Source organism: Nonomuraea sp. NPDC026600 (assembly GCF_040638335.1).
GTDB lineage: Bacteria > Actinomycetota > Actinomycetes > Streptosporangiales > Streptosporangiaceae > Nonomuraea.
Genome location: NZ_JBEZYD010000044.1, coordinates 40,712 through 65,837, shown reverse-complemented (window position 1 = coordinate 65,837; position 25,126 = coordinate 40,712). Strand labels below are relative to the sequence as shown.

The 25,126-nt window shown below is 70.3% G+C and carries 21 protein-coding genes; 11 read left to right on the top strand and 10 right to left on the bottom strand.

Features of this window, described 5'->3' with window-relative positions; genetic code table 11:
• Positions 1–388: 388 nt before the first annotated feature.
• A complete protein-coding gene (locus AB0F17_RS55855; protein ID WP_358042145.1) occupies positions 389–982 on the bottom strand; it encodes a helix-turn-helix transcriptional regulator in 594 nt (197 codons plus the stop codon).
• A gap of 383 nt (positions 983–1,365) precedes the next feature.
• Between AB0F17_RS55855 and AB0F17_RS55850 the strand changes: the two genes are divergently transcribed.
• From AB0F17_RS55850 to AB0F17_RS55840, 3 genes are all read left to right on the top strand, one after another.
• Positions 1,366–2,193, top strand: coding sequence for a hypothetical protein (locus AB0F17_RS55850; protein WP_358042143.1), 828 nt, complete (start codon positions 1,366–1,368; stop codon positions 2,191–2,193).
• Between the two features lie 510 nt (positions 2,194–2,703).
• A complete protein-coding gene (locus AB0F17_RS55845; protein WP_358042140.1) occupies positions 2,704–3,909 on the top strand; it encodes a histidine kinase in 1,206 nt (401 codons plus the stop codon).
• Complete coding sequence (locus tag AB0F17_RS55840) at positions 3,906–4,580, top strand: response regulator transcription factor (RefSeq protein WP_358042137.1); 675 nt, start codon at positions 3,906–3,908, stop codon at positions 4,578–4,580. The genes AB0F17_RS55845 and AB0F17_RS55840 overlap by 4 nt, the downstream gene beginning before the upstream one ends.
• Before the next feature lie 21 nt (positions 4,581–4,601).
• On the opposite strand, the gene AB0F17_RS55835 is transcribed toward AB0F17_RS55840, so the two are convergent.
• From AB0F17_RS55835 to AB0F17_RS55810, 6 genes are all read right to left on the bottom strand, one after another.
• Positions 4,602–6,191: an alpha/beta hydrolase gene (locus AB0F17_RS55835; protein ID WP_358042134.1), complete on the bottom strand. Its 1,590-nt coding sequence runs from the start codon at positions 6,189–6,191 to the stop codon at positions 4,602–4,604.
• 360 nt (positions 6,192–6,551) lie between these two features.
• On the bottom strand, positions 6,552–7,352 hold the full coding sequence (locus AB0F17_RS55830; protein ID WP_358042131.1) for an alpha/beta hydrolase: 801 nt from the start codon (positions 7,350–7,352) through the stop codon (positions 6,552–6,554).
• A gap of 25 nt (positions 7,353–7,377) precedes the next feature.
• Entirely contained in the window at positions 7,378–8,142 is a 765-nt protein-coding gene (locus AB0F17_RS55825) for an alpha/beta hydrolase (RefSeq protein WP_358042129.1), read from the bottom strand.
• An 84-nt stretch (positions 8,143–8,226) separates the two neighbouring features.
• Positions 8,227–11,082, bottom strand: a complete 2,856-nt coding sequence (locus AB0F17_RS55820; RefSeq protein ID WP_358042126.1) for an AAA family ATPase — start codon at positions 11,080–11,082, stop codon at positions 8,227–8,229.
• A gap of 103 nt (positions 11,083–11,185) precedes the next feature.
• Positions 11,186–11,854: an alpha/beta hydrolase gene (locus AB0F17_RS55815; RefSeq protein ID WP_358042123.1), complete on the bottom strand. Its 669-nt coding sequence runs from the start codon at positions 11,852–11,854 to the stop codon at positions 11,186–11,188.
• Between the two features lie 112 nt (positions 11,855–11,966).
• A complete protein-coding gene (locus AB0F17_RS55810) occupies positions 11,967–14,192 on the bottom strand; it encodes a helix-turn-helix domain-containing protein (RefSeq protein ID WP_358042120.1) in 2,226 nt (741 codons plus the stop codon).
• A gap of 279 nt (positions 14,193–14,471) precedes the next feature.
• On the opposite strand from AB0F17_RS55810, the gene AB0F17_RS55805 reads away from it, so the two are divergent.
• The 3 genes from AB0F17_RS55805 to AB0F17_RS55795 all read left to right on the top strand — a co-directional run bounded on the left by AB0F17_RS55805 (position 14,472) and on the right by AB0F17_RS55795 (position 16,994).
• Complete coding sequence (locus tag AB0F17_RS55805) at positions 14,472–15,512, top strand: alpha/beta hydrolase (protein WP_358042117.1); 1,041 nt, start codon at positions 14,472–14,474, stop codon at positions 15,510–15,512.
• A 26-nt stretch (positions 15,513–15,538) separates the two neighbouring features.
• Positions 15,539–16,012: a cupin domain-containing protein gene (locus AB0F17_RS55800; protein ID WP_358042115.1), complete on the top strand. Its 474-nt coding sequence runs from the start codon at positions 15,539–15,541 to the stop codon at positions 16,010–16,012.
• 115 nt (positions 16,013–16,127) lie between these two features.
• On the top strand, positions 16,128–16,994 hold the full coding sequence (locus AB0F17_RS55795; protein WP_358042112.1) for an alpha/beta hydrolase: 867 nt from the start codon (positions 16,128–16,130) through the stop codon (positions 16,992–16,994).
• 71 nt (positions 16,995–17,065) lie between these two features.
• On the opposite strand, the gene AB0F17_RS55790 is transcribed toward AB0F17_RS55795, so the two are convergent.
• Positions 17,066–17,683, bottom strand: coding sequence for a LysE family translocator (locus AB0F17_RS55790; RefSeq protein WP_358042109.1), 618 nt, complete (start codon positions 17,681–17,683; stop codon positions 17,066–17,068).
• Between the two features lie 133 nt (positions 17,684–17,816).
• Between AB0F17_RS55790 and AB0F17_RS55785 the strand changes: the two genes are divergently transcribed.
• Positions 17,817–18,269: an Lrp/AsnC family transcriptional regulator gene (locus AB0F17_RS55785; protein WP_358042106.1), complete on the top strand. Its 453-nt coding sequence runs from the start codon at positions 17,817–17,819 to the stop codon at positions 18,267–18,269.
• 52 nt (positions 18,270–18,321) lie between these two features.
• Here AB0F17_RS55785 and AB0F17_RS55780 read toward each other — a convergent pair whose 3' ends face one another.
• Together AB0F17_RS55780 and AB0F17_RS55775 are read right to left on the bottom strand one after the other, a co-directional pair.
• Complete coding sequence (locus AB0F17_RS55780) at positions 18,322–19,557, bottom strand: CU044_5270 family protein (protein WP_358042103.1); 1,236 nt, start codon at positions 19,555–19,557, stop codon at positions 18,322–18,324.
• On the bottom strand, positions 19,550–20,155 hold the full coding sequence (locus tag AB0F17_RS55775) for an RNA polymerase sigma factor (RefSeq protein ID WP_358042100.1): 606 nt from the start codon (positions 20,153–20,155) through the stop codon (positions 19,550–19,552). Before AB0F17_RS55775 ends, AB0F17_RS55780 begins: the two co-directional genes overlap by 8 nt.
• A gap of 458 nt (positions 20,156–20,613) precedes the next feature.
• Here AB0F17_RS55775 and AB0F17_RS55770 point away from each other — a divergent pair, with 458 nt between their 5' ends.
• The 4 genes from AB0F17_RS55770 to AB0F17_RS55755 are packed head-to-tail and all read left to right on the top strand — an operon-like array spanning position 20,614 to position 25,076.
• Complete coding sequence (locus AB0F17_RS55770) at positions 20,614–21,408, top strand: SDR family oxidoreductase (RefSeq protein ID WP_358042097.1); 795 nt, start codon at positions 20,614–20,616, stop codon at positions 21,406–21,408.
• A gap of 10 nt (positions 21,409–21,418) precedes the next feature.
• Complete coding sequence (locus tag AB0F17_RS55765) at positions 21,419–22,417, top strand: Gfo/Idh/MocA family oxidoreductase (RefSeq protein ID WP_358042094.1); 999 nt, start codon at positions 21,419–21,421, stop codon at positions 22,415–22,417.
• A 47-nt stretch (positions 22,418–22,464) separates the two neighbouring features.
• Positions 22,465–23,619, top strand: a complete 1,155-nt coding sequence (locus tag AB0F17_RS55760; protein ID WP_358042091.1) for a Gfo/Idh/MocA family oxidoreductase — start codon at positions 22,465–22,467, stop codon at positions 23,617–23,619.
• Positions 23,620–23,636: 17 nt separating this feature from the next.
• Entirely contained in the window at positions 23,637–25,076 is a 1,440-nt protein-coding gene (locus AB0F17_RS55755; RefSeq protein ID WP_358042088.1) for an aldehyde dehydrogenase family protein, read from the top strand.
• Positions 25,077–25,126: the final 50 nt, after the last annotated feature.

The following is a 25,126-nucleotide window of genomic DNA, read 5'->3' as shown; positions in this document are numbered from 1 at the left end:
GACCTCCAACGAAGAAACCACCACCACCGGCCACCCCGGTGATGGGCATTCTTCTATCAGAGTCTCCTCAGAGACCGATGGCCGCGGTGTCCGCGGGGCCGGTTGATTGCCGTGCGAGATCTTCCGGACCTCCTACTGGCCGGGCACCCCGAAGCCGGGCAGCGCGGGGGTCGCGACCATCGGCGGATGGCGTCGCGCCGGCAACTCGGCCGCTCAGCCGAACATCAGCGGCGGCGCGGGCGGCGCAGCCCCGGCTACGGGTGACGGTACGCACCTGCGGCAGGGACGAGGTGGCCAGGCGCGGGCGACTCTCCTCGTGCCGGCACGCCGCCGCGAAGATCGCGGCGGACGTCATCCCGTAACGTGCGCCGTCGATCGCGAGATCAGCTCACTTGCCGGCGGGCTGGGCGCGGACGTGGAGACGTTCGCCCTGAGGCCCGAAGAGGGAGAGGATCTCGACCGGCTCGGGACCGGCATTGCCGAACCAGTGCGGGATATGGGTGTCGAACTCGGCGACCTCGCCGGGCGTGAGAATCACATCGTGCTCGCCGAGAACCAGGCGCAGCCGCCCGGACAGTACGTAGAGCCACTCGTAGCCCTCGTGCACCCGGGGATCGGGCTCGGTGCCGGGCCAGTTCGGTGGCATGACCTGCTTGAACGCCTGGAGCCCGCCGGGCCGGCGGGTGAGCGGGATGAAGACGGAGCCACGGCGGTTGAACGAGCGCAACTGCACACGCGGGTCACCGGTGGGCGGCGCGTCGACCAGCTCGTCCAGTGTCACCTGGTGGGCGCGCGCCAGGGGCAGCAACAGCTCCAAGGTAGGCCGGCGCTGCCCGGACTCCAGGCGCGACAAGGTGCTGATCGAGATGCCGGTGGACTCCGACAGCTCGGTCAGGGTAGCGCCGCGCTGCTGGCGCAGGGTCCGCAGCCGTGGCCCGACGGCATGCAGAACGTCGTCCAGAACAATCCCGTCATCGTCCATAGACTCACTTTGCCACAACGGCAAGCATTTTTGTCAATGTCAGCGGGTAGTGAGCGCCGTCACGGCGGTCGCGTACATGTCGACTTGATCGCGCCGAAGATGGTGCGGTCCTTGCTGGGTGTAGAGCTCGAACACCGATGGACAAGTCGGGCACCACTCCGCGACAGTCCGTGTTTTCGCAGGTTGCCGCGCTCGACATCCCCTTATGTCAACCGGACAGTGCCCCCTGTACGTCTCGGCCGTATTCCGGGCACAGCCCCAACAGGCAATAGGTCCTGTTGCGGGCGGCCCTTACCGCAGCACTGCTTTCCGGGCGCTCACGCGGGGCGTACGTTTTGCTAACCCGACCGTCTTGGGAACGGTCCAGCTAGAGGATGAGGTCGATGGAGCCCTATCCGTTCTTCACCCCCCTTCCAGCCGCCACGGCCGACAGTGTCACCGTAAAGGGGTGGTTCTACCTGCGGAAAGCGCAGGTCGCCGCCCTCTGCGACAGTCGCACCGCAAGGTCGGGCTTCGACCTGGATGCGATGGAAGCGCTGAGGAGGAAACTCACGACCTTCGAGACCAGGGTCAGCTTGAACGAGATGACCCCCGGCACCGCGATCACTCAGTTCCAGCAGTGGCTGAAAGACGACGGCGACCGGGGCGCCTGGCAGGCCTACGTCGACGACCAGACCACGAAGGACGACATCGAGCGGGAGCGCCAGAGGGTCGAGGCCGAAGCGAGGAAGATCACCGACGCCGAGACTGCGGCCCGTTCCACGGCCATGAGCATCTGCAACCGCCACAGCGCGGGGCTGCTGAGCAACAGAGAGGGCGCGCCGGTGGGGCGAGTCGTCTGCGGCATGGCCGTGATCGGCTCGCCTGGAGTGACCTACGAAGGCTTCAGCGGCCAGGACATGCACGGACTCGTGACCAACCCTCTCATCACCCCTCTCATCACCGAACTGGTCCGCGGCATCACGCAGTCGGAGAACTGGCCGCCGGAGTCATGCGCCGAGGTGGACGCGCTCAAGCGCTGGCTGAACGGCCCCGGCGCCGGCGTCAACTCGATCAAGGAGATCCCTGGGGACATCTTCGTCTTCCACGCTCGAGTGTGGCACCCCGGAGGCACATGGGGCGGTAAGAAGACCTCGCAGGGCTGGAAGGACCGCGGCGCCTGCGTCTACTGCCAGCACTGGATCAAGCGCATCGGCGCCAAGAGCGTGTGAGCCCCTATGTACGGCGGCCGGCCCGCCGACCGCCGTACATAGGGGCTGTCGAGGCGGTCGAGTAGTCCGGTAGACCCGAACTCCCTGGGGGAGAGAGGCCCGTCACGCACGCAGCGCGGCGGGCCTTCTTCATGCGCGGGGTCCGGCGTGGATGTGCTCGGCGACCTTCACCTGGAACGCCTCCACCGCCTCCTCATCCTGGGCGAGCGGCCACCCTCCGGACAGCGTGTACTCCACCGCGGGCGTAGCCGATGCGCACGTGCCCGCGGGCTCCGCACCGGCCTGCGACGGGCGGAGCAGTTCGACCCAAGCCGAGCCCGGCTTGCGGACGGTCGGGGAAGGTGCGCGAGCTGCGACGCGCGCTATGGACTGCGGTCAAGCAGTCCCCGGAAAGGAGTCTCCACGCCCTGCATGAACTCGCGGTCTCTCCGCCTGAAGAAGGACCGCGGGCGGGCCGTTCTCTGTCTGGAGGCGGAGTTCAAGGGGCCCATGGGTCTCTATCGTCGGTGTGTGGCTTTGGTCGATGCGACGCCCGGTGAACGGGTGATCTCCTGGATGCGCAGTCGGGTCGTGGCCGTCGACGGTGCGGCCGCCCTGGCGCTGGCCGTGGTGTGCGAGGTGGTCGGGCTGGCCGTGCGGGCCGACGCCGGGTACCTGGTGGTGTCGCCGCTGCTCTTGGGTCCGCTGGCAGTGCGCAGGGTGCGTCCAGAGATCTGTCTTGTGGTGGTGTCCGGGGTCGCGCTGGTGCAGTGGCTGACGGTGGGCGGCAGCAGTGGCGCGCTGCCCGCCGACGTCGCGGTCCCGATCGCCGTACACGCCGTCGCGGCCTATGGGAGGGTGTGGGCGAGTCGGCTGGGGCTGGCGGTGACGCTGCTGGTGGCGGTGCTCGCCGGGGCGAACCTGCCGATGATTCCGAGCCCGGCCTGGGCTCACCTGCTGGTGGGTGCCTTCTTCGCGAGCACCGGGGCGACGGCGTGGGCGATCGGCGCCCTGCAGCGGGTGCGGCGCAGGCAGGTCGAGGCGCTGGCCGAGCGGGCCAGGCTGCTGGAGATCGAGCGCGATCAGCGGGCCCGGCTGGCCGTACTCGCCGAACGCACCCGGATCGCCCGGGAGATGCACGACGTGGTCGCGCATTCCCTGGCGGTCGTGATCGCGCAGGCCGACGGCGGGCGGTACGCCGGGACACCGGAAGCCGGGACCGCGGCACTGACCGCGATCAGCGACCACGCGCGGCGCGCCCTGTCGGAGACCCGCCGGGTCCTGGGCGTGCTGCGCGACGGCGACGCGACGCCCGGCAGGCCCGGGACTTTCGGGGCGCCCCAGCCCGGCGTCGACGACCTGCCCGGTCTCGTCGAACAGATCCGGGCCGGCGGGGTCACGGTCAACCTGACACTCGACCTGCCGCCGGGGGGTGTGGAGCCCGGTCTGTCGCTGGCGGCGTACCGGATCGTCCAGGAGGGGCTGACCAACGTGATGAAGTACGCCGGTGCGGGCGCGTGCACCGACGTGGCGGTGCGCTGGGGGTCGCGGCTGCTGGAGATCGACGTTCTCGACGACGGCTGCGGGCCGCCCGCTGTCTCGTCCGGTTCCGGTTACTCCGGTTACGGGGTGCTCGGGATGCGTGAGCGCGTCAGCGCATACGGGGGGACTGTGACGCTGGCGCCCCGGCCCGGCGGTGGGGCGGCGCTGCGCGCCAGGATCCCGGTGTCGCGGTGACCGGCCCGGCGGCACCACCGGTCCGGGTGCTGCTGGTCGAGGACCAGGCGCTCGTACGGGCCGGGTTCAGGATGGTGATCGACTCGCAGCCGGATCTGACGGTGGTCGGTGAGGCCGGCGACGGGGTGAGCGGGGTGCACCAGGCCCGGGCGTCGCGGCCGGACCTGGTCGTGATGGACGTACAGATGCCGGTGCTCAACGGGATCGAGGCGACCCGCCGAATCGTCGCGCTGCCGGCGCCACCCAAGGTCATCGTGCTCACCACGTTCGATCTCGACGAGTACGCGCTGGCCGCGATCCGGGCCGGCGCCAGCGGCTTCCTGCTCAAGGACGCCCCGCCCGAGGAGATGCTCGCCGCGCTGCGGGCGGTCCACTCCGGTGACGCGGTACTCGCGCCGTCGACCACCCGCCGCCTGCTGGACCAGCTCGCGCCGGCCTTCGACCCGGACGCCGTACGCCTGGTCGCGACGCTGACGGTACGGGAGCGGGAGGTGCTGATGGCGATGGCCCGAGGATGGCGCAACGCGGAGATCGCCGAGCGGCTGAGGGTGGCGGAGGGGACGGTGAAGACGCACGTCAGTCAGATCCTGGCGAAACTGGGGGCGCGGGACCGGGTGCAGGCGGTGATCCTGGCGTACGAGGCCGGTGCGGTCCGGCCCGGCGAGCGGTGAACACCGGGCCGGGCCACGGGATCAGCTTCGGGCGCAGGTGAGGTCGCTGCTGGGCAGCCTTCCGGCCAGGAGATAGTTCTGCACGGCGGTGTCGACGCAGCCGTTGCCGTCCGCCAGGTACACCCCGTGCCGGAACGCGCCGGCGAGGGTGACCATGCGGGACCCACGCAGCGCCGCGTGCATGGCCCGCTGGCCGGGGTAGGGCGCCACCGGGTCGCCGCTCGCGCTGACGATCAGGGCGGGGTGGTCGTTGCCGACTGTGGTGGGTGCTTCTATCGGCTTCGTCGGCCAGAACGCGCACGGGGTGATGTTGCGGAACAGCGGCCCGTAGAGCGGTTCGGTCGCGAGGTGGTCGCGAATGTCGCGCCAGTACGTCTTCGGGTTGCGCGAGGCCGCACGGTCCGCGCACTGCGTGGCGGTGGTCGCGCTGACGTTCAATTCGGGAAGCACATCGGTGTTCGCGTACAGGGCCAGTAGCTGGGCCAGGGCGGGAGCGGGGGTGACCTTCCGGCCGTTGGCGGCGTCACGCAGGTTGCGGACCTTGGCGCTGAAGTCGGCGTAGGCGGCGTCGGTGTCCTCGACGGTGAGCAGCAGCCCGGCGATCATCGTCTCGTCGACCTGGTACGAGCCCACCTGCAGTGGGTGTCGGCGGGCGGCGGCATAGATCCGGTCGACGCCGGCCAGCACGGCGTCCGCGGTGTCGCCGAGGCCGAATCGGCTGCTGCGTTCGGCCACCCATCCTGCCCAGTCCTTGAGCGCCGCGGCGTCGGCCGGTCCGAGGGCCCGGGTGGCTCCGGGCCCGTAGATATCGGGGTCGAGGGCGCTGTCCAGGACGATCCGGCCCACCCGATCCGGGAACAGCTGGAGATAGACCGCGCCGAGGTATGTGCCGTATGACCAGCCGAGATAGGAGATCCGGGCTTGGCCAAGGGCGGCGCGCACGATGTCCATGTCCCGGGCGATGTCGCGGGTCGAGCCGAACGGCAGCCGGTCGGCGAGGGGCTTGCAGCGCGCTGCCAGGTCCTTGGCGTTGGCCACGCTCGCGTCGAAGCTCGACCGGTCTGGGGCAGCGAACTGCCGGAAGCGCAAAGCGAGGTTGGTCGGCCAGCCGCATTCCAGCGGAGTGCTCTTGCCGAAGAATCGCGGGTCGATCCCGACCAGGTCGTAGCGGGCGGCGAGGTGCGGTGCGCCGTGCGGCGACAGTCCGGGGAGCCCCTTGGCGATGGCGGTGACGCCGTCTCGCGACGGGCCGGGCCCGCCTGTGTTGACGATCAGGGTGCCCAGCTTGTGCGCGGGGTCGACGGCCGGCCGCCGGGCCACCGCGATGCTGATCGTCCGGCCGCCGGGATCGCGGTGGTCCAGCGGGACGGTGACCTCGCCACAACGCGCGCCGACGGCCTGCAGTTGCGCGCCCGTCTCGTCGTCCGGGCTGGTCTTGCAGGCGTGCCAGGAGATCGTCTGCTGTTCGAACCGGTGCGCCGAGCCGCTCACCCCGCCTGGGGCGGTGCCGGCGCCGGCCTCGGACGAGACCATGGCGGCGGTCGCCGCCAACAGCACCACCCACGAGATGCGGCGGGCGCGGGGGGCGGCCTGGGATGGGTTCATCGTCATCTGCCTGTTCCGTAGTGAACGTGCTCCGCGCGACCAGCGCGAACGCGGCTGGAGAGGGCCGCCGGAAAACGCTATGGCGCAGCGCATCCGCCGGTCATCGCTCACACGACCGGAATGGCCTGCCCGTATCTCCCCCACACGACAGATGGGCACCGGGCCCCACGAGGGAGACGGCCGCCGTAGGCTGCCCCCATCAAGCGAGTCAACCCGAAGGAGCCGAGGCGTCCGTGTGCCGGCGCGGTGGCGATGAGATGCGCCGGCTCGCCCCGCGGTTTCAAGTCCATCGCAGCCCTTTCCGCGGCACAGTCCGCAGCGTTGACCGGTGATGGCGATCAACGCTGCGGATCGCTTTCAGCTCGTCTAAAGGTCGTTCCTGGTGAGCCAGGTCAGGCAGGTGTCGGCGACCTCACGCCAGCCGTGGTCGATGGTCAGGGAGTGGCCGCGGTCGGGGAACTCCTGGAAGTCGGTGATCGCGGTGGAGTCCCGGTACTGCTTGAGGGTCGCCTTGGTGACGGTCTCGGGGACAGTGTGGTCCTTGCCGCCGGCGATCAGGAGCAGCGGTCCCCGGGCGTTGTTGCCGGTGTCGACCTTGGCGGGTGAGTGGAGGGAGAAGTTGGCGGCGGCGGCCTCGAACAGCGGCTTGCCCGGCGCGGGGATGGTCCAGCGTTCGTACAGTTCGGCGGCCTCCTCAGCCGGGATGGCGTTGCCGAACGAGTAGGTGAACTGGTCGAGGGTGAGGGAGACGGCCCGGTGCTTGTTGGCCGGGTTCTTGAACACCGGCAGGGTCGAGCGCAGCGCCGACAGCGGCAGCGGCAGCACTCCCTTGATCTGTGCGGCGTCGATCGCGATCGCGGCTCTGGCCAGATCCTGCCCGAGCAGCTTTTCGGCGATCATGCCGCCGAAGGAGTGGCCGATCAGGATCGGCTTGACGTCCAGAGCGTTGATGATCTCCGTGTAGCGGGCGACGACGTCGTCGATGCCGTGGTCGGCGATGCTGTCGGGGTCTTTTCTGGACAGTTCAACGCTTTCGCTGTCGCCCGGCCAGCCGGGGGCCGTCGCGTCGTAGCCGGCGGTCGTGAACAGCTCGGTCCAGGAGGACCAGGAGGTGGCGTGTAGCCACAGGCCGTGGATGAAGATGACGGGAATGGTCGGTGCGGTCATCGGTTGCTCCTCAGGAACACGACTGTCATACCGGATGGGTGTGCTTGACCGCCTGGGTCGCGGTGGCGGCGGTGCGGATGTGGCCGGCCACGGCTGCCGGTTGCGACAGCGCGATCGCGTGTGAGGCGTCGACCTCGATGGTCTCGGCCCCGGCGCGCTGGGCCATGAAACGCTGTGCGGCGGGATGGATCGCCTGGTCGGCGGTCGCCACGACGTACCAGGACGGCAGGGTCTTCCAGCTCGCGGCGGGAGAGCTCTCCTCGAACGCCACAGCCGCGATGGGGCGCTGCGCGGCGGCCGCCACCGAGGTGAGGCGCTCGGGCAGATCGGCGGCGAACACCGCGGGGAACTGGTCGTCCTTGAGGTACAGCTCCACGGCCTCCTCTCCATCGCCTGCGCGGAAGACGGCCGGCCGCAGCGCCGGGCCCAGCAGGCTGTCGGGGAAGCGGCCCGTGACGTCCAGCACGCTCTCCCCTGCCTCCAAGGCGAAAGCGGTCACGTAGACCAGCCCGATCACGTTGCCTGGCTGGGCTCCGGCCCGGGTGATGACCACACCGCCGTAGGAGTGACCCACCAGCAGGACCGGTCCGTCGATCGCGGCGACGACGCCGGCGAGGTAGGCGGCGTCGGTGGCCGGTCCGCGCAGCGGGTTGGCCACAGCGGTCACGGGGATCCCGGAATCCTGGAGCTCGGCGATCACGCCCGCCCAGCTCGAGGCGTCCGTGAAGGCGCCGTGGACCAGCACGACGGTCGGGGTGCTGCCGTTCCTGAAGGAGCTCGCTGTAGTCATGGCCTCACCGTAGGAAGCCCCTTGCGCGCCTCGCGAGCGTCACATGACTGCGTCACCGAGCGTCACCCGAGCGAGACGGTGAGGTCAGGCTGGTACGCGCAGGGCTGTGCTCAACGCCGATCGCGAGGTGATCCCCAGCTTGGGGAAGATCCTGTAGAGGTGGGAGCTGACGGTTCGATGAGACAGATAGAGCTTCTCGCCGATCTCCCGGTTCGTCAGGCCATCAGCCGCCATCTGGGCGATCTGGAGTTCCTGCGCGGTCAGCACGTCGCGCGCTTCAGTGCTGCGCCTGCGGCTGCTCTCGCCGGAGGCCCGCAACTCCTGGCGCGCTCGCTCGCTCCAGGGGATCACCCCCAAGGCGTCGAACGTCTCGCGAGCCATACGCAAGGGCGCCCGCGACTCGGCTATACGCCGCTGGCGCCGCAGCCATTCACCGTACGCCAGCTGTACCCGAGCCCGTACGAAGGGCCATCGCCGCAGGTCGGCCCCGAGCGCGGCGTCGAAGAAGGGCTCTGCTGCCGCCTCGTCGGCCAGGACGGCCCGGGCGTAGCGCAGGTCGGCGTGCAAGGACGGCGATGGTGTGGTGAGCGCCACCGCCTCCAGTTCCTCGATGATGCCGGCGACGGCGCGGTTCTGCCCGCTGTGCGCCGCGGCGTCTGCGAGTTCGGCGACGGAGAAGCAGCGCAGTGCCAGGTGGAAGGCTGGATCGGCGGGGTCGTGCATTCGTCGCAGATGGTGGAAGGCGTCGGCGTAACGTCCCTCGCCCAGCGCGGCGAGCCCGCGCGCGAGCTGTACCGTGGCCAGCACGGGGCGGGCTCCGATGGGCAGGGCCATCTGCTCGGCCGCCACCGCGAGGCTCTCCACGCGATCCTGTTCGCCGCGTAGCGCGGCGAGCACCGCGCCCGAGGCCTGAGCGATGGCGTGCATCAGCGGCTGGGATGTCTCGTGCGCCAGACGGGCGGCCTCCTCGGCCGCGGGGATGGCCACGCTCAGGTTGGCCAGCCGGGCCGCGCTCCACGCCTGTGCCCCGAGATCTCGTGCCAGGAGGCTGAGCCGGCCCTGCGCGCGCAGGGCCGGCAGCGACGCGGCGCAGAATTCCTCTGACAGGTCGAACGCCCCCACCATCAACGCCGAGCTGCCGAGCAGGCGGGCCGCCGGCCGGCCGCCGGCCGGGTGGGCGGCCAGATGGCGTAATCGCTCGATCACGATCTTGCCACGCTCGATGGGAGCCGCGAACGCCAGGACCGTCAGCAACCGCCCGTCCAGATCGTCGACGGGCAGGCCCTCGGCCACGGTGACGACGCGTTGCCGGGACTGCTCGTCGGTATGAGCCCAGAAACATCGTAAGGACGCGCTGGACAGGAGTTTCAGCGCGAGATCGACGTCCCCCTGCGCCGCCATCGTCTCGGCGAGGTCGGCCAGTGAGTGCGCTGCCGCGCTGTCGTCACGGATGCCGTCCTCGAAGCTCTCGCGGATCCACACGATACGGGCCCGCTGCTGGGCCGACAGCTGCAGCCGCTCGCCTTCGCCCAGCAGCCGCACGACGATATCGCGCCGTCCCATCTCGGCGGCGTACTCGGCGGCCCGCACCAGCCGTTCACACCGGTGAGCGGGATTCTCGCTGAGCCTGACCGCGTGCTCCAGCGCCGCGACGGCCGACAACAGGTCGCCCCGGCGTCGCACGCTTTTGGCCGTGGTCTCCAGCTCGACGGCGATGCTCTCATCCGGCCTGGCGGTGGATGCCGCGCGGTGCCCGAGGCGACGGTCTGGCTGGCCGGTGAGGACGTCGGCCAGGGCGGCGTGCACCGCGCGCCTCTGGGAGATGCTCGCCCTCTGGTAGATCGCCGAGCGCATGAGCGGGTGCCGGAACGACACTCCGGCTTCGTGCACGTCGACCAGCCGTGCGGTGACAGCGGGAGCCAGATCGTCTGCCGTGACCGGTATACCGGTGATCAGCGCAGTGGCGTCGAGGGTCTCGGAAAGGGCGGTGCTGTCGTTGAGCGCGGCCACCAGCAGCATGGTCCGAAGGGTCGACGGCAACCCCGACATGCGGGTGGTGAAGGCCTGTTCCAGCCGGGTGGTCAGCGGGAGCCACCCGGGCGGCAGGGGCCCCTTCCCGTCCCGCGTGTCCGCGGCGATCGGCAGCTCGACGAGGGCCAAGGCGTTTCCCGCGGCCTCCCGCAGCAACCGTGTGCGCACCGCCGGCGTCAGGGTGGGGCTGCAGGCGTCCAGCAAGGCGGTCGCGGCGGTGTCATCGAGCCGTTCGAGGAGCAGCTCCTGCAGCCCTGCCCCGTCAAGGGGGCTCTGGAAACCGTCGCGTATCGCGGCCAGCAGCACGATCGGTTCGGAGTCCAGCCGCCGCGCGACGAACGCGAGCACGTCGGCGCTGGCGCGGTCCAGCCAGTGAGCGTCCTCGACAAGGAGCAGGACGGGTGAGCGGGCGGCGGCCTCGCCCAGGAGGTTCAGCGCCGCCAGGGCGATGAGGAACGGGTCCGGCACCCGGGCGTCGGTCAACCCGAACGCCGCTCCCAGCGCGTCGCGCTGTGGGGCGGGCAGTTCCCCGATCTCGGTACGGAGCGGAAGCAGCACCTGATGCAGCCCGGCGAAGGGCATGTGCGTCTCTGATTCCACACCGGCCGTCCGCAAGATCCGCATGCCACGCGCGGCCGCGATCCCCGCCGTGTCCAGCAACAGGGCCGACTTCCCGATCCCCGCCTCGCCGCGCACCAGCATCGCCCCGCCGCTCATGTGGACGCCGTCCACGAAATCGCCGAGACGCCGCTGTTCGGACTCCCGCCCGAAAAGCGCTATTACTGGCTGGTTTGCTGGCATATGAAGCCATGGTCGCGTGCGCTCGAGGTCCCGTCCAGCGAACTTGGTGGCGGTGATGAGGGTGCCGTCGGGGACGAGCACCATGCGTTCGTCGGAAACGCGGATCATGAGGATTCAGGCCTTTCGCTGATGCGCTCAGTTCTGCGGATGCGTGTTCTGGGCGGCTCGCAGGCGGCGGCGCTCTTTGGGGGTGGCGCCGCCCCACCTGCCGTCAGATGGCGGCCTCGCGGATGAGGTCGGCGACCGCGGCGGGCTGGGAGACGTAGACGGCGTGGCTGCCGATGACCTCGACGACCTTCGCTCCGGCGCGCTCGGCCATCATGCGCTGAGCCGGCGGCGGGATCATCAGGTCCTCGGTCGCGACGAGATACCAGCTGGGCTTGTGCCGCCAGGCCGGTTCGGTGACCGACCCGCCGAAGGCGTCCACGCCCCACGGGACTTGGGAGTCGGCCATGAACGCGGCCACCTGGCCGGGCAGGTCTGCGGCGAACGAGGCGGCGAACGTGTCGCGGTCAAGGAAGAGGAAGCCCTCCCGGGGAGGGAGGATGGGCGGCGCCGGCGAGCCGCCGATGAGGGCGCTGACCGATTCGCCGTTGTCCGGGGCGAACGCGGCGATGTATACCAGCGACGTGACGTTGGGGTGGGTGCCAGCCTCGCTGATGACGACCCCGCCGTAGGAGTGGCCGACCAGGACGGCCGGGCCGTCGAGACCGTCCAGGACCCGGCGGGTCACCGCGACGTCATCCTCCAGCGACAGCGTCGGGTTCTGCACGATGTGGACGCGGAATCCGTCCCTGGTCAGCTCGCCGTGGACGCCCTGCCAGCCGGATCCGTCCACGAAGCCACCGTGCACGAGCACGACGTTCCTGATGGTGGTCATGGTCGCTCCTGACCTGGATGGACAGGCCCGGCGCGGGTCCTGGTGCTCTCCATCCAAGTCGCGTGCGCGCGGCCCGGCCACGCAGAACAGGACGCAGAAGTAGGCCCGAGCGTCAGACGTCCGCCAGGTCGCGGCAGCGGCTGCTCGCCTCGGCGTCGCCGATGGCTTCGTACACCTCGGCCGCCCGCGCGTAGGTACGGCGGCTCTCGCCGGTCCGGTCCTCCTCGGCCAGCAAGGCCGCCAGTGTCTCCAGAGAGCGGGCCTGCGGGACAGACAACTGAGCCTGCTCCATGAGGCTGATCGCCTCGGTGAGCTTGATGATCGCCTCAGCCCGGTGGCCGAGCAGTCCCAGACAATCGCCGACGCGTGCCAGCGCGATCGGCCGGATGATCGCCACGACGCTCGGCGTCACCCCCGAGCGGTCGTCGTCCAGCAGAGCCAGCAAGCCGAGGTACTGCTCCAATGCCTTGGTGTGGTGTCCGGCATCGCGCAGGCAAGTGCCGATGGCGCCGAGAGAGTGGCAGTACCGATCCATGTCGCCGTTGGACTTATGAAGTTCCGCCGCCTGGGTTTCCGACGCGATGGCCTCATCGAGACGCCCGAGCCGTCGAAGCGCGCCCCCCGCATGGTGGTGGGCCAAGGCGATCTGGATCGGGGCACCACTGCGGGTTGCCAGGTCCATCGCCTGGGCCGTATAGCGCAGTGTGGCCTCCGGATCATCTCGCGGCAGTAGATAAACCCAGGCCAACATGTTCAGCTGCGCGGCCTGCCGACCGGGATCGCCCAGGGCGGCGGCGGCCTCGGCACCGAGGGTGAACACCTCGTACCAGTGCGGCGCGTGCATCCACCGGTCGGAGAACCAGTCCATCGACTCGGCGCAGTCGAGGACGGCGGCGAACCGGCCGATGCTCCCCCCGTGGCGCAACGCGCCCAGCCAGTTGTCCGCGTTCACGCGCAGCCAGTGGTCGGCCTCCTCCGGGGAGGACAGCTCAGCTGCATCGGGGCCGGCCTGGTCAGGAACGCCATACCCGGGCTCGAACCACCGCCCGGCGGTCGTGGCCGTCCGAAGCAGCCACGACGTCATCGTCACGGTGAGCGCGTCGCGCTCGGCCGCGGGCTCCTCCTGCTGAAGCCGATCCCGGGCGAACAGCCGGACCAGGTCGTGGAAACGGTAGCGTTCCGACGTGCTGTCCTGCAGCAGACCGAGGTCGACGAGTTCGTCGAGGGCGTCCCATGCCTCCTCGATCGACGTGCCGCCCACCACGGCGGCCAGAGCGGCGTCGAAGCTGCGGCCCGGCACCAGGGCGAGCCGGCGGAAGAGCCGTCGCGTCGAGGTGGCCAGCTGCTCGTAGGACAACCCGAACGCGGTGGCGATCTTGAGATCGCCGGCGCTGAGCTGGTCCAGGCGGCGCTCCTCATTCGTCAGCCGGGCGGCGAGGTCGGCGGCGTTCCAGCCGGGTCGGCTGACCAGCCGATTTCCGGCGATCCGCAGCGCGAGCGGCAGACCCCCGCACAGCTGCGCGAGCTGCCCGACGGCCGATCCTTCGTCCGAGGCGCCGCGGTCCTTGAGTATTCCGGTCAGCAGCTCGGTGGCTTCCAGCAGGGGCAAGGGCCCGAGGGCGAGTCTGCGCACTCCTTCCAGACCGGCCAGCAGGCGGCGACTGGTCACCAGGGCCTTTCCCGCCCCGCCGCCCGGCAGCAGCGGCCGGACCTGCTCCTCGGCGGCGGCATTGTCGAGCACGATCAGCACGCGCCGGTCACGCAGCAGGGACCGGTACAAGGACGCACGCCCGGCGACGTCGCCCGGGATCTGGTGATCCGCGACGCCGAGTGCGCGAAGCAGCATGCCCAAGGCATCGTCGACGGGCAGGGGCTGCGCAGACATACCGAACAGGTCGAGGAAGAACACCCCGTGAGGGAAGTCTGGCCGCAGGGCGTGCGCGGCGCGGACGGCCAACGTGGTCTTGCCCAGCCCGGCAGAACCGGTGATGAGCCCCACACCCGCGGCGCCCGGCGTGTCCCCGGCGCGCAAGAGCTCGCTGATCCAGGCCAGTCCCGCGACTCGACCGGTGAAGTCGCCGACGGAGCGCGGCAGCTCGCACAGCCCGGTCGGGCGGGCCCAGTGATCGCGCAGGCGGCCCTCGCGCGCCAGCTCGACGAGCTGTTTGCGGTCGGCGTCGGCCAGGCCGAGGGCATCGGCCAGCGCGGTGACGGTCCGATGCTGGGGACCCTTGCTGCGTCCGCGTTCCATGTCCGACAGCGTCCGGGCGCTGACCCCCGAGGCCTCGGCGAGCTGCTCCAGCGTCAGACGTGCCGCGTGCCGATGGCGACGCAGCACCTCCGCGAAGCTGGGTGTGGTAATCGGGTGCTCCTTCTCCGCGATCGGGTGGAGATCACCCAAAGCTTACGGCGAAGATCGTAGGCAGCGACCTTAAGTCATCGCTCTTCTGTTGGCACCCGCCACCTAAAGCCTCCGGCCTGGTCGATCGCCGCCCGGACGGCATGGGTCCGCGCAGAGCGTTGAGCGTGCGGAACTCGGCCTGCAGTCATGTAGCGCTCGGTGACGCAGTTAAGTGACGCTCGCCCGGCAAGCGAGCCGGTTTCTACGGTTTGCGCCATGAACACAGCGATGTCGGGGCTCCCGGCAAACAGCCTGCGACGCCCCGGCGTCGTCATCCCGATCGCGGTGATCGGCATGCTCGCCTACCTCGCCCCTGCCGCCTCCGCTCTGGCCGCCCCGGTGCCCATCGCAGCCATCGCCTCCAAGACACCGTCGAAGACCGGCAATGAGCCGCGCGTTCCGGCAGGTTTTCGCGAGCAGAGAGTTCAGGTCGGCGACGTCGCGATCAACTACGTGCGCGGTGGACACGGGCCGACGCTGGTCCTGCTGCACGGATACCCGCAAACCTGGTACACCTGGCGCGAAATCCTGCCCGAACTCGCCAGGCACTACACGGTCATCGCGCCGGATCTACGCGGAGCAGGCAAGAGCGACGCACCCGCCAGTGGCTATGACAAGAAGACCCTCGCCGCTGACCTGCACGGCTTGTTGACCAAGCTCGGCCTCAAGCGGGACATCAGGCTCGTGGGGCACGACATCGGCACGATGGTCGCCTATGCCTACGCCGCCGCCCACCCCGGCGACGTCACCAAGCTGGTCCTCAGCGAGGCCCCCATCCCCGACAAGACCCTCTACACCTTCCCCTCCCTCACCGCGAAGGGGCCGGGCTTCTGGAACTTCGGCTACTTCAGCGTCCGCAACGGCCTGCCCGAGCGCATGGTGAACGGCAGGGAAGAGCAGTGGGTGGAGCGTTTCGTCGACTCCCTCGAAGTCAAGAAGAACGGCGTCAGCGACAGACAGGTCCGCGAGTACGCCCGCTACCTGCGCGATGACGCTCACCTGCGGGCGAGTTTCGAATGGTTCCGCGCCCTGCCCAAGGACGTCGCCGACAACAGCGCGTACAGCGCGAAGAAGCTCACCATGCCCGTACTCGCCATCGGCGCCCGCGGCAGCCTCGGTGACTTCGTCCCTGCCCAAGTCCGCAAGTACGCCGGCCATGTGACCGGGATCGTCATCGAGGACTCCGGTCACTGGATCTTCGAGGAACAGCCCGAACAGCTCACCCGCACACTCCTGCGCTTCCTCAAGAAGAACTGACCCGACACCGAAACAGGAGCAGCCACATGAACAACGAACTTCCACCCCATTCCGGCGACACGCAGAACCCCTTCTGGTTCCTCGGCGGCCGGGTCCAGATCCTGGTGCCGGGCACGGCGACCGGCGGCACCCTGAGCGTGATGGAGTTCACCGACCCCAAGGGCCACGCGCCACCCCTGCACGTTCACGAGGCAGAGGACGAGATCTGGATCGTGCTCGATGGTGAGATCACCTTCTTCGTCGGGGACGACCGCTACGACCTGCACGCCGGTGCCGTCGCGCACGGCCCCCGCGGCGTCCCGCACAGCTACCTGGTCCGCTCACCGAACGCCCGCATGGTCGCCGCCTTCGGCCCCGCCGGCATCGAGAAGTGGTTCGCCGCCAACAGCTCGCCCATCTCCGACGTGAACGACGCGCCGGCCTCCTTCGACATCGAAGCCATCGTCGCCTCGGCCGAGGCGTACCGCCTGCGCGTGGCGGGCCCTCCGCCGGTGGCCTAGGCGCACTGCTCCCACTCCGCGCCCCTGCCCTGCCCCGACGGGCGGACGACGGTTTAAGCCTCCCGCTGCCTCAGCGCCTCGCTTGACACCTTCACCTCTACCAAGGAGATCCGCCATGTCCGCGCACGTGTCCACGCAGACCTCTCCACTCTCCCGGCCGGGCATCCGAATCCTGCTGCCCGTGACGCTGGCCGTCCTGGCCATGCTGGCCATCCTGGTCACGGCTCTCTCCTCGTCGGCCGCCGCCACCGCGGCGAGCCGGCATACGGCCAAACCCACCGTGGTGCTGGTCCACGGTGCGTTCGCCGACGCCTCGAGCTGGAACAAGGTCGTCGCCCGGCTCCAAGGGGCCGGCTACCCGGTGATCGCCCCCGCCAACCCCCTGCGCGACCTGGCAGGCGATTCGGCCTACCTGTCGAGCATCGTCTCCAGCATCGACGGACCGGTCATCCTGGTCGGCCACTCCTACGGCGGAGCGGTCATCTCCAACGCCGCCACCGGCCACCCCAACGTCAAGGCGCTGGTCTTCATCGCCGCATTCGCACCCGAGGAGGCCGAGTCGGCGCTCGACCTGACTGGCAAGTTCCCCGGCAGCCAGCTGCCCACCAGCCTGATCACCCGCCAGTACCCGCTGCCCGGCGGCGGCACCGGCACCGACGCCTACATCGACCCCGCCACATTCCGCGCCGCCTTCGCCGCCGACCTGCCCGCCCGCGACACCGCGCTGATGGCCGCCACGCAGCGCCCGGCCGCCCTGGCCGCGCTCGGCTCCCCGAGCGGAGCGCCCGCCTGGAAGACGATCCCCTCCTGGTACCTGGTCGCCGGCGCCGACCAGGCCATCCCACCCGCAGCCCAGCGGTTCATGGCCACGCGTGCCGGCGCGCACACCAGCGAAGTCAGGGAAGCCTCACACGTGATCATGATCTCCCAGCCTGACACCACCACCGCTGTCATCACAGCGGCAGCCCGCGCCACCCGCTGATCCCACACGACACCCATCGGTCCGGAACGCGGCAGGCACGATCCCCGCGCCTGCCGCGTACACCTCGGCCTCTACCCGACCAGCTGCTCCACCAGCAGCAACACACCGATCACCACCATCGCGGCGCCGGAGAAGCGGCTCACCGTCCGGGCCGCGGCGGGCCGCGCCCGCAGCACCCGGCGCGCTCCCGCGCCCACCCCGGTGTAGACCACGGCGCAGCTGGCCACGTGCACCAGCCCCAGCGCCACGATCTGCACCGCGAGCGGCCAACTGGCGTCCGGGTCGGTGAACTGCGGCAGCAGTGCCAGGAACAGCAGGAACACCTTCGGGTTGAGCCCGCTGATCCCCGCCCCCTTCAGCACCTGCCGCGCCCACGAGGTGGCGGCTTGCTCCGTACCGGCCTGCGGGACCGAAGGGCGAGCCAGCATGCCGATCCCCAGCCAGACCAGATAGGCCGCGCCCGCCACGGTCAGCGCGGTCATCACCAGCGGCGACCTGGCCACCAGGGCAGCCACTCCGGCCGCCACCAGCACGGTGGCCGCCAGATGCCCGGCCAGCAGGCCGCCCACCGCCGGCAGCACCGTCCGATGGCGCAGTCCCGCCGTGATCGCGTAGGCCCAGTCCGCCCCTGGTGTCACCACGAACATCAACGACACCGCCCAGAACGCGGCGATGGTACCGACGGGCATGACCTTGCTTCTCCTTCGCGCTCGCGTAAATCCCACAGATCTGCGGATTCGAGAAGGAAGTTTATGTGCGTATAGCCGGAATGTGCTTCCAATCTTTCCCTCTATAGGGCTGTTATGAGGGAGAATCCACCTCATGGACGACGTAGACCGGAGAATTCTTGCCGAACTCCAGCGCGACGGGCGGCTCACCATCACCGAACTCGCCGAGCGCGTCCGCCTCAGCGTCTCGCCCTGCCACCGTCGCCTGCGCGCCCTGGAACACTCCGGCGCGATCAGCGGCTACCGGGCACATCTCGACGCCCACGCCTTGGGCTTGACGTTCGAGGCGCTCGTCTTCGTCACCATGCGGGCCGCGGACCGCGACACCGTCGACGCCTTCGAGCAGGCGGTCGCCGCCGTCCCGCACGTCCTGCAGGCCCAGCGGCTGTTCGGTGACCCCGACTACCTGCTGCGCGTCATCGCCCGTGATCTGCCCGCCTTCCAGGAGGTCTACGACGGCCAGTTGTCCACCCTTCCCGGCGTCCAGCGCCTCAGCTCCACCCTCGTCATGAAGAGCGTCGTCGAGAACCGGCCCCTGCCCCTGTGAGCCACCAGAGCGGGGTGCGGAGGTCGGGTCAGCCCTTCGGGTATAAGGCCACTCATTCCCGGGGCGCGGGCTTGTCGTCGGTCCAGCCGATGGCCTCGTACGAGGTGGAGTGGCGGAGTTGCACCGTGCGGCCGTCCGCGAGCGTGCCCGGAGCCGTCGTCTCCTCCGCCAGCGGCAGACCGGTACGGGGATCGACCACGAACCGGATCTCCGTCATCTGGCCGGGACTCGCCTCCACCTCGTAGCTGAGCGCCTGCCCGCGGCGGCCCAGCGGATCGACCACCTCGCCGTCGGCCCGCATGCCCGGCAGGACCGCGAGCAGCCGGTACGCCCCCGCCCGCACGTCGGGGGAGACGGCCAGGCCGCGCAGGATCTGCATGCAGGCCTCGCGCAGCCGCGGTTCGAGACCGGCTGATCCGGGCTTCGCCTTGAGGCGCTTTTCCAGGTAGGCGCCTAGTTCGGCGGGATCACTGGGGATCGTCGCGAGGTCCTCCCAGGTCATCGGCTTCATCAGCAGCGTGCCTCCCGAGCCCTGCCACGCGCCCGTCAGCCGGGTGGCCTGTGGCTTGGCCGGGGTGGTCGTCACCTTCTCGTTCGAGGTGGCGTTCAGGCCGGTCGTGTCCGTCGGGTACTGCCAGCTCGACGGCGAGCCCGCCGTCCGCCAGGCGGCCTCGTCCTCCGGGGTCGCGGGTGTGACGCCGAGGTCGCGGGCGATCCGCCAGCCCTGGTCGTCGGGCCGGCGCGCCAGCCACCGCTCCTCCGACAGGCTGCGCTGGAGCACGTAGGCGCGGCCGGGTTCGATCATCATCGACCTGGTGAGCTGTCGGATCCGCCAGTAGGCGCCCTCTCCGGGCGCGGTGGCGATCGCGTCGGCGGCGGCGAGCAAGATCTGGCGGGCGGCAGGGCCGGGGATCGCGCTCTGAGAGGTTCCGGGGCGCGGCGCGTCCGGGATGACGACCACGGCGGTCACCACGAGCACAGCCCCCGCGGCCAGCGCCCCTCCGGCGAGAGCGACCGCCAGCCGGCCGCGCCGGGTCCGCCGGCCGGCGGAGCGGCGCCCTGATAGGGGTGGGACCGCAGGTGCGGTCCCGTGCCGCGCGTCGTCGTGGCGGGAGGCGACCTGGGACGGCTCGGCAGGTGGTGTGGCCTTGTGGTACAGCTCGGCGAGCAGCTTGGCGCGGCCCTTGGCGATCATGTCCGCCGTCGGGGCGGGGCCGCCGAGCAGGTCGCGTACGACGTCCTCCACGTCGTCCCACTGCTCAGGAGAACGGTCGTTCAGCTCATTCATCGGCTTGTCCTCCGATCGTGGGATTGACGCCGCCCAGGGCCGCGCGCAGCTTCTTGCGCACCCGGTTGAGCCGGGAGCCGACGGTACCGAAGGGGATGCCCAGGGTCTGGGCGATCTCCTCGTGGCTGAGACCGGCCAGCGCGACCAGGAGCAGGACGTCGCGGTCGCCGTCCGAGAGCCGCCCCAGCTCAGCGGCGAGCAACTCCCGCAGGCCCGCCGCCGTGACCCAGGCCGTCACCCGGTCCTCGTGCCCCGGGTCGGCCGTGGTCTCCGACGTCGTGGCGGCCCGGTGCAGCAGTTCCAGCCTTCGGATCTCGCTCCTGCGGTGGTGCCCGATGAGGTTGGTGACGATCCCGAAGAGCCAGGACCGCACCGTGCCCCGGCCGGGATCGAAGGTCTCTCGCTTGCGGAACGCCACGAGAAACGTCTCAGCCGCCACGTCGTCGGCGAACTGCGTGCCGATGCGCCCGGCCACGTAGCGGTAGATGTCGCCGAAATGGCGGTCGTACAGTTCGGCGAACGAGTCGGGGTACTGCCACGACCGTTCGATGAGTTCGGCGTCATCGAACAACGCCGGCATGTCAGGGGGAGCGGCCATCCGCATGGTGTCCCTTCGTCTCGGTCCACCAGTACTCCGTGAAAGTGCCGATTCGCTTTCATGGTGAGCGGGGGGGTGTCAGGCGGTGCGAGCCGCCAGCATCACCCACATACAGTTCATCGGGCCACCTCGGCGCGCTGACGCGACGAACCTCTGCTCAGCCGCATCACCGGCCTGGCCTGCGTCACCGGCACCGCCGAGTGGATCATCGATGCGGGAGACCCGCTCCGAGCAGGTTTCCTGGTCCCGTGATCACGCCGCTCGGCCGGCCGCGGCACGTGTCCGATCGGTAAGACGCTTCCGGCCGCCCTGCGCCTGAGGCGTTCTTGAGTCGTTCTGGCCGCCGTACACGCGCGCACGGAGCCTACGGTTTCTGTGTCAGGGGTCACACGCCCTGCCTCGCACCTCGGCCGATCGTCGCGAGGTGTGCCATCAGAACGTCCGTGGGGGAGCCAGTCATGCCTCAGCTCAGCGACGCCTTGCTCGACGGCAGGGTCGTCCTCGTCAGTGGTGGGACGCAGGGCTTGGGTGCGGCGATCGCCACCGCCGCAGTGCGGAACGGCGCCGACGTCGTGGTCACCGGCCGGCGAAAGGACGTCGGTGAGCGGTTCGCGACCGATCTCGCCGAGCGGTCGGGCCGGCAGGTTCGCTACGTCCAGGCCGATGCCAGTGACGTCGGCCAGGGCCAGGCCGCGGTCGCGGAGACGATCGACCGGTTCGGCCGGATCGACTGCGTGGTGAACTGCGCCGGCCTCACCACCCGCGGCACGATGCTCGACACCACGCCGGAGCTCTTCGACGAGCACATCGCCGTCAATCTGCGCGGTCCGTTCTTCCTCATGCAGGCGGCGATCAAGGACATGGTCGCCCGGGGCACAGGGGGTTCCATCGTCAACATCATCACGATGTCGTCCCACGGCGGTCAGCCGTACCTGGCGCCGTACGTCGCATCGAAGTCCGGCCTGGTCGGGCTCACGCGCAATGCCGCGTTCGCTCATCGCTGGGACCGGATCCGGATCAACGGTGTGAACATCGGGTGGACCGAGACCGAGGGCGAGGACGCCATCCAGCGCCGTTGGCACGACGCCGACGACGACTGGCTGGAGAAGGCCGCGGCGCAGCAGCCCATGGGGAAGCTGGGGCAGGTCGACGAGATCGCCGACTTCGTGATCTTCCTGCTCTCAGCCCGCAGCGGTGTGGTCACCGGATCCGTCATCGACTGGGACCAGACCATCCCCGGCACCTACGAGTAGAAGGAACGCCATGCGCATCGGACTGATCGGCGTGGGACGCATCGGCGCGTTCCACGCACAGACGCTCACGAACCTCCCGGCTGTCGACGAGATCATCATCACCGACGCCGTCCCCGACCTCGCGCGGCGAGTCGCGGAGCAGCTCGACGTCCGCGTCGCCCCGGAGCCCGCCGACGTGCTGGCCTCAGGTGTCGACGGCATCATCATCGCGTCGTCGACCGCCACGCACCCCGACTTCATCCGAGCCTGCGCTCGGGCAGGGATCCCCACCTTCTGCGAGAAACCCGTCGCCGCGCTGTCGGAGGAGGCCGTCGCGCTGCGGAACGAACTGGCCGGCAACGACACCCCGATCCAGATCGGCTTCCCACGCCGGTTCGACGCCGCCTACATGGCGGCCAGGGCAGACGTGGTCGCGGGCACCCTGGGCTACGTCCACACCGTACGCTCGACGACGCTGGACCCGGCGCCGCCGCCGGAGGCCTACATCCGCGGGTCGGGCGGCATCTTCAACGACTGCGCGATCCATGACTTCGACGCCGTCCGGTACGTCACCGGCCAGGAGGTCGTCGAGGTGTACGCCGCCGGCACCAACCAGGGCGTCGACTACATCGAGGCCGCCGGTGACGCCGAGTCCGTCACCTCCATCCTGACCATGACCGGCGGCACGCTCGCCGTCGTCTCCAACAGCCGCTCCAACGGCCGCGGCCATGACGTCCGCCTCGAAGTGCTGGGCAGCAAGGATTCCGTGGCCGCGGGCCTGGACGACCGCCTGCCGCTGCGGTCCGCCGATCCGGCGGTCGCCTTCCCGTCAGGCACACCGTGGAACTTCTTCATGGACCGCTTCGCGGACGCCTTCCGCGCCGAGCTGACCGCCTTCACCCAGGTCGTGGCCGGCACCCTGCCCTCGCCCTGCACCCTCAACGACGGCGTCGAGGCGTCGCTCATCGCCGAGGCCGCCACCCGCTCCTGGCGCGAGCACCGGCCGGTGCGCCTCGACGACGTCCGCTGACCTCCTTCAGAAAGGTAGGCGGAGCCATCCGCCGCAGGTGGACCCCAATGTCGCAACATGTCAACGTCGGTATCGTCGGCTTCGGCTGGATGGGCCAACTCCACGCCAAGGCCCTGACCCGCGTCCTGCAGCACTACCCCGACCTGGGCGCGACCCCGCGCCTGGTCGGGGTCGCGGACCCCGCCGGCGACGACCGCCTCGACTACGCCCGCAAGGTCTTCGGCGTCTCCTGGACCACCCCGGACTGGGCCGACCTCGTCAGCCGCGACGACATCGACCTGGTGTGCGTCGCAGGCCCGAACTTCACTCACCGCGACGTGGCCGTGACCGCCGCCAAGGCGGGCAAGCACATCTGGATCGAGAAGCCCGCCGGTCGCAACCTGGCCGAGACCCAGGAGATCGCCGATGCGATCGCGGCCGCCGGCGTCGCTTCCGCCGTGGGCTTCAACTACCGCAACGCCCCCGCCGTCGAAGTCGCCCGCGACCTGGTCGCCTCCGGCCGGATCGGCGAGGTCCGCCACGTCCGGATCCAGTTGCTCGGCGACTACTGCGCCCACCCCGACGGCGCCCTGACCTGGCGTTTCGTCAAGGACCAGGCCGGCACCGGCGTCATCGGCGACCTCGCCTCGCACGGCCTCGACCTCGCCCAGTACGTCGTCGGCCCGATCACCACCCTGCTCGCCGAGACGTCAACGTTCATCACCCGGCGTCCCCAGGCCATCGGCGCCTCGTCGCACTTCTCGCGCGGCGCGGACGGCCCGCTGCTGCCGGTCGAGAACGAGGACCACGTCCTCACCATGCTGCGGTTCGCCTCCGGGGCCAAGGGCTTCCTGGAGGCCAGCCGCGCCTCCGTCGGCGAGCAGAACTCCTACGGGTTCGAGGTGCACGGCAGCACCGGCTCTCTCGCCTGGGACTTCCGGCGGATGGGCGAGTTGCGGGTGTGCCTCGGCCAGGACTACCAGGGCGCGTCGTGGACCACCCACCGCGTCGGGCCGGGCGACGGCGAGGCCGGGGCGTTCCAGCCGGACACCGCGATCCCGCTCAGCTTCGACGACCTCAAGGTGATCGAGGCCCAGCGGCTGCTCGCCTCGATCGTCACCCGGACACCCGGCGGCGCGACCATCGCCGACATGGTGCTGGCCGCCCGGCTCGCCGACGCGATGCTGCGCTCGGACGCCGAGAAGCGCTGGATCACCGTCTGAACAGGAAGGCCCGCACCATGACCGACGGTCAGCTCCTCATCGCCGGCGAATGGGTTCCGAGCGTCGGCGGGCGGGTCGAGGAGATCCGCTCCCCGTACGACGGCCACGTCGTCGGACAGGCGGCCATCGCCGACACCTCCGACGTCGACAAGGCTCTGGCCGCCGCCGAGCACGGCGCGGCGGTGTGGCGCGAGACGCCCGCCCACGCCCGGCACGCCATCCTGATGCGCGCTGCCGCGCTCGTCGACGTGCGTGCCGAGGCGATCGCCGCGCTGTTGTCCGCCGAGAACGGCAAGACCATCACCGAGGCGCGCGGCGAGGTCGGCCGCGCCGCCGACATGATCGGGCTCGCCGGATACGAGGGCACCCAGCTCTACGGCCACACCCTGCCGCTGGACGCCAACCGGGGCACCGGCCTGGACAAGGTGGGCTTCACCCTGCGCCAGCCGTGCGGTGTGGTCGTCGCGATCACCCCGTTCAACTACCCCTCGCTGCTGGTGCTGCACAAGGTCGCGCCCGCACTGGCCGCCGGCAACGCCGTCGTCCTGAAGCCGGCCAGGACCACCCCGCTGACCGCGCTGGCCCTGGCCCAGGCGTTCACCGACGCCGGGCTGCCCCCAGGTGTGCTCAACGTCCTCACCGGCCCCGGCGGCCGGCTAGGTGACGCCCTCGTCTCCGACCCCAGGGTCCGCAAGATCTCCTTCACCGGCTCCACCGCGGTCGGCGAGCACATCGCACGCACCGCCGGGGTGAAGAAGCTGTCCCTCGAACTCGGCGCCTCGTGCCCGGTCGTGATCCTTCCGGACGCGGACATCGAGGCCGCGGCCAGTGCCATCGCGGCCGGCGGCTACATCAACGCCGGCCAGGTGTGCATCTCCGTCCAGCGCGTCATCGCCCACCCTCGGGTGCACGGCGACCTCATGGACGCCCTCATTCCCCTGGTCGAGGCGATCCCCTACGGCGACCCGTCCCAGGACGGCACCCGGCTGGGGACGCTGATCAGCGAGGCCGAGGCGCGGCGCGTCGAGGGCGCGCTCCGCGCGGCCGTCGACGGTGGGGCCAGGCTGCTCACCGGCGGGCAGCGCGAGGGCGCCCTCGTCACTCCGGCTGTCGTCGATGACGTCGCCCCGGCCGCCCCCCTGAACCAGGAGGAGCTCTTCGGCCCCGCGGTCGCGGTGTCCACCGCCGAGGACTGGGCCACCGCCATCGCGTACGCCAACTCCACCGCCTACGGGCTGGGCGCCGGGGTGTTCACCAAGGACGTCGGCGCCGCGGTGCGTGCCATGCGTCAGATCGACGCCGGCGTCATCCACATCAACTGGACCCCGCTGTGGCGCGCCGACCTCATGCCCTACGGCGGCCTCAAGGCCTCCGGTATCGGCAAGGAAGGCTTCCGCGCCGCCGTCGCGGAGATGACCGAGGAGAAGACCATCATCCTGCACGGCCAGCCCTGGTGACCCGCCGGTCACCTTGCCGTAAGCCGGTGCAGATCCCGTGCGTCCCAAGG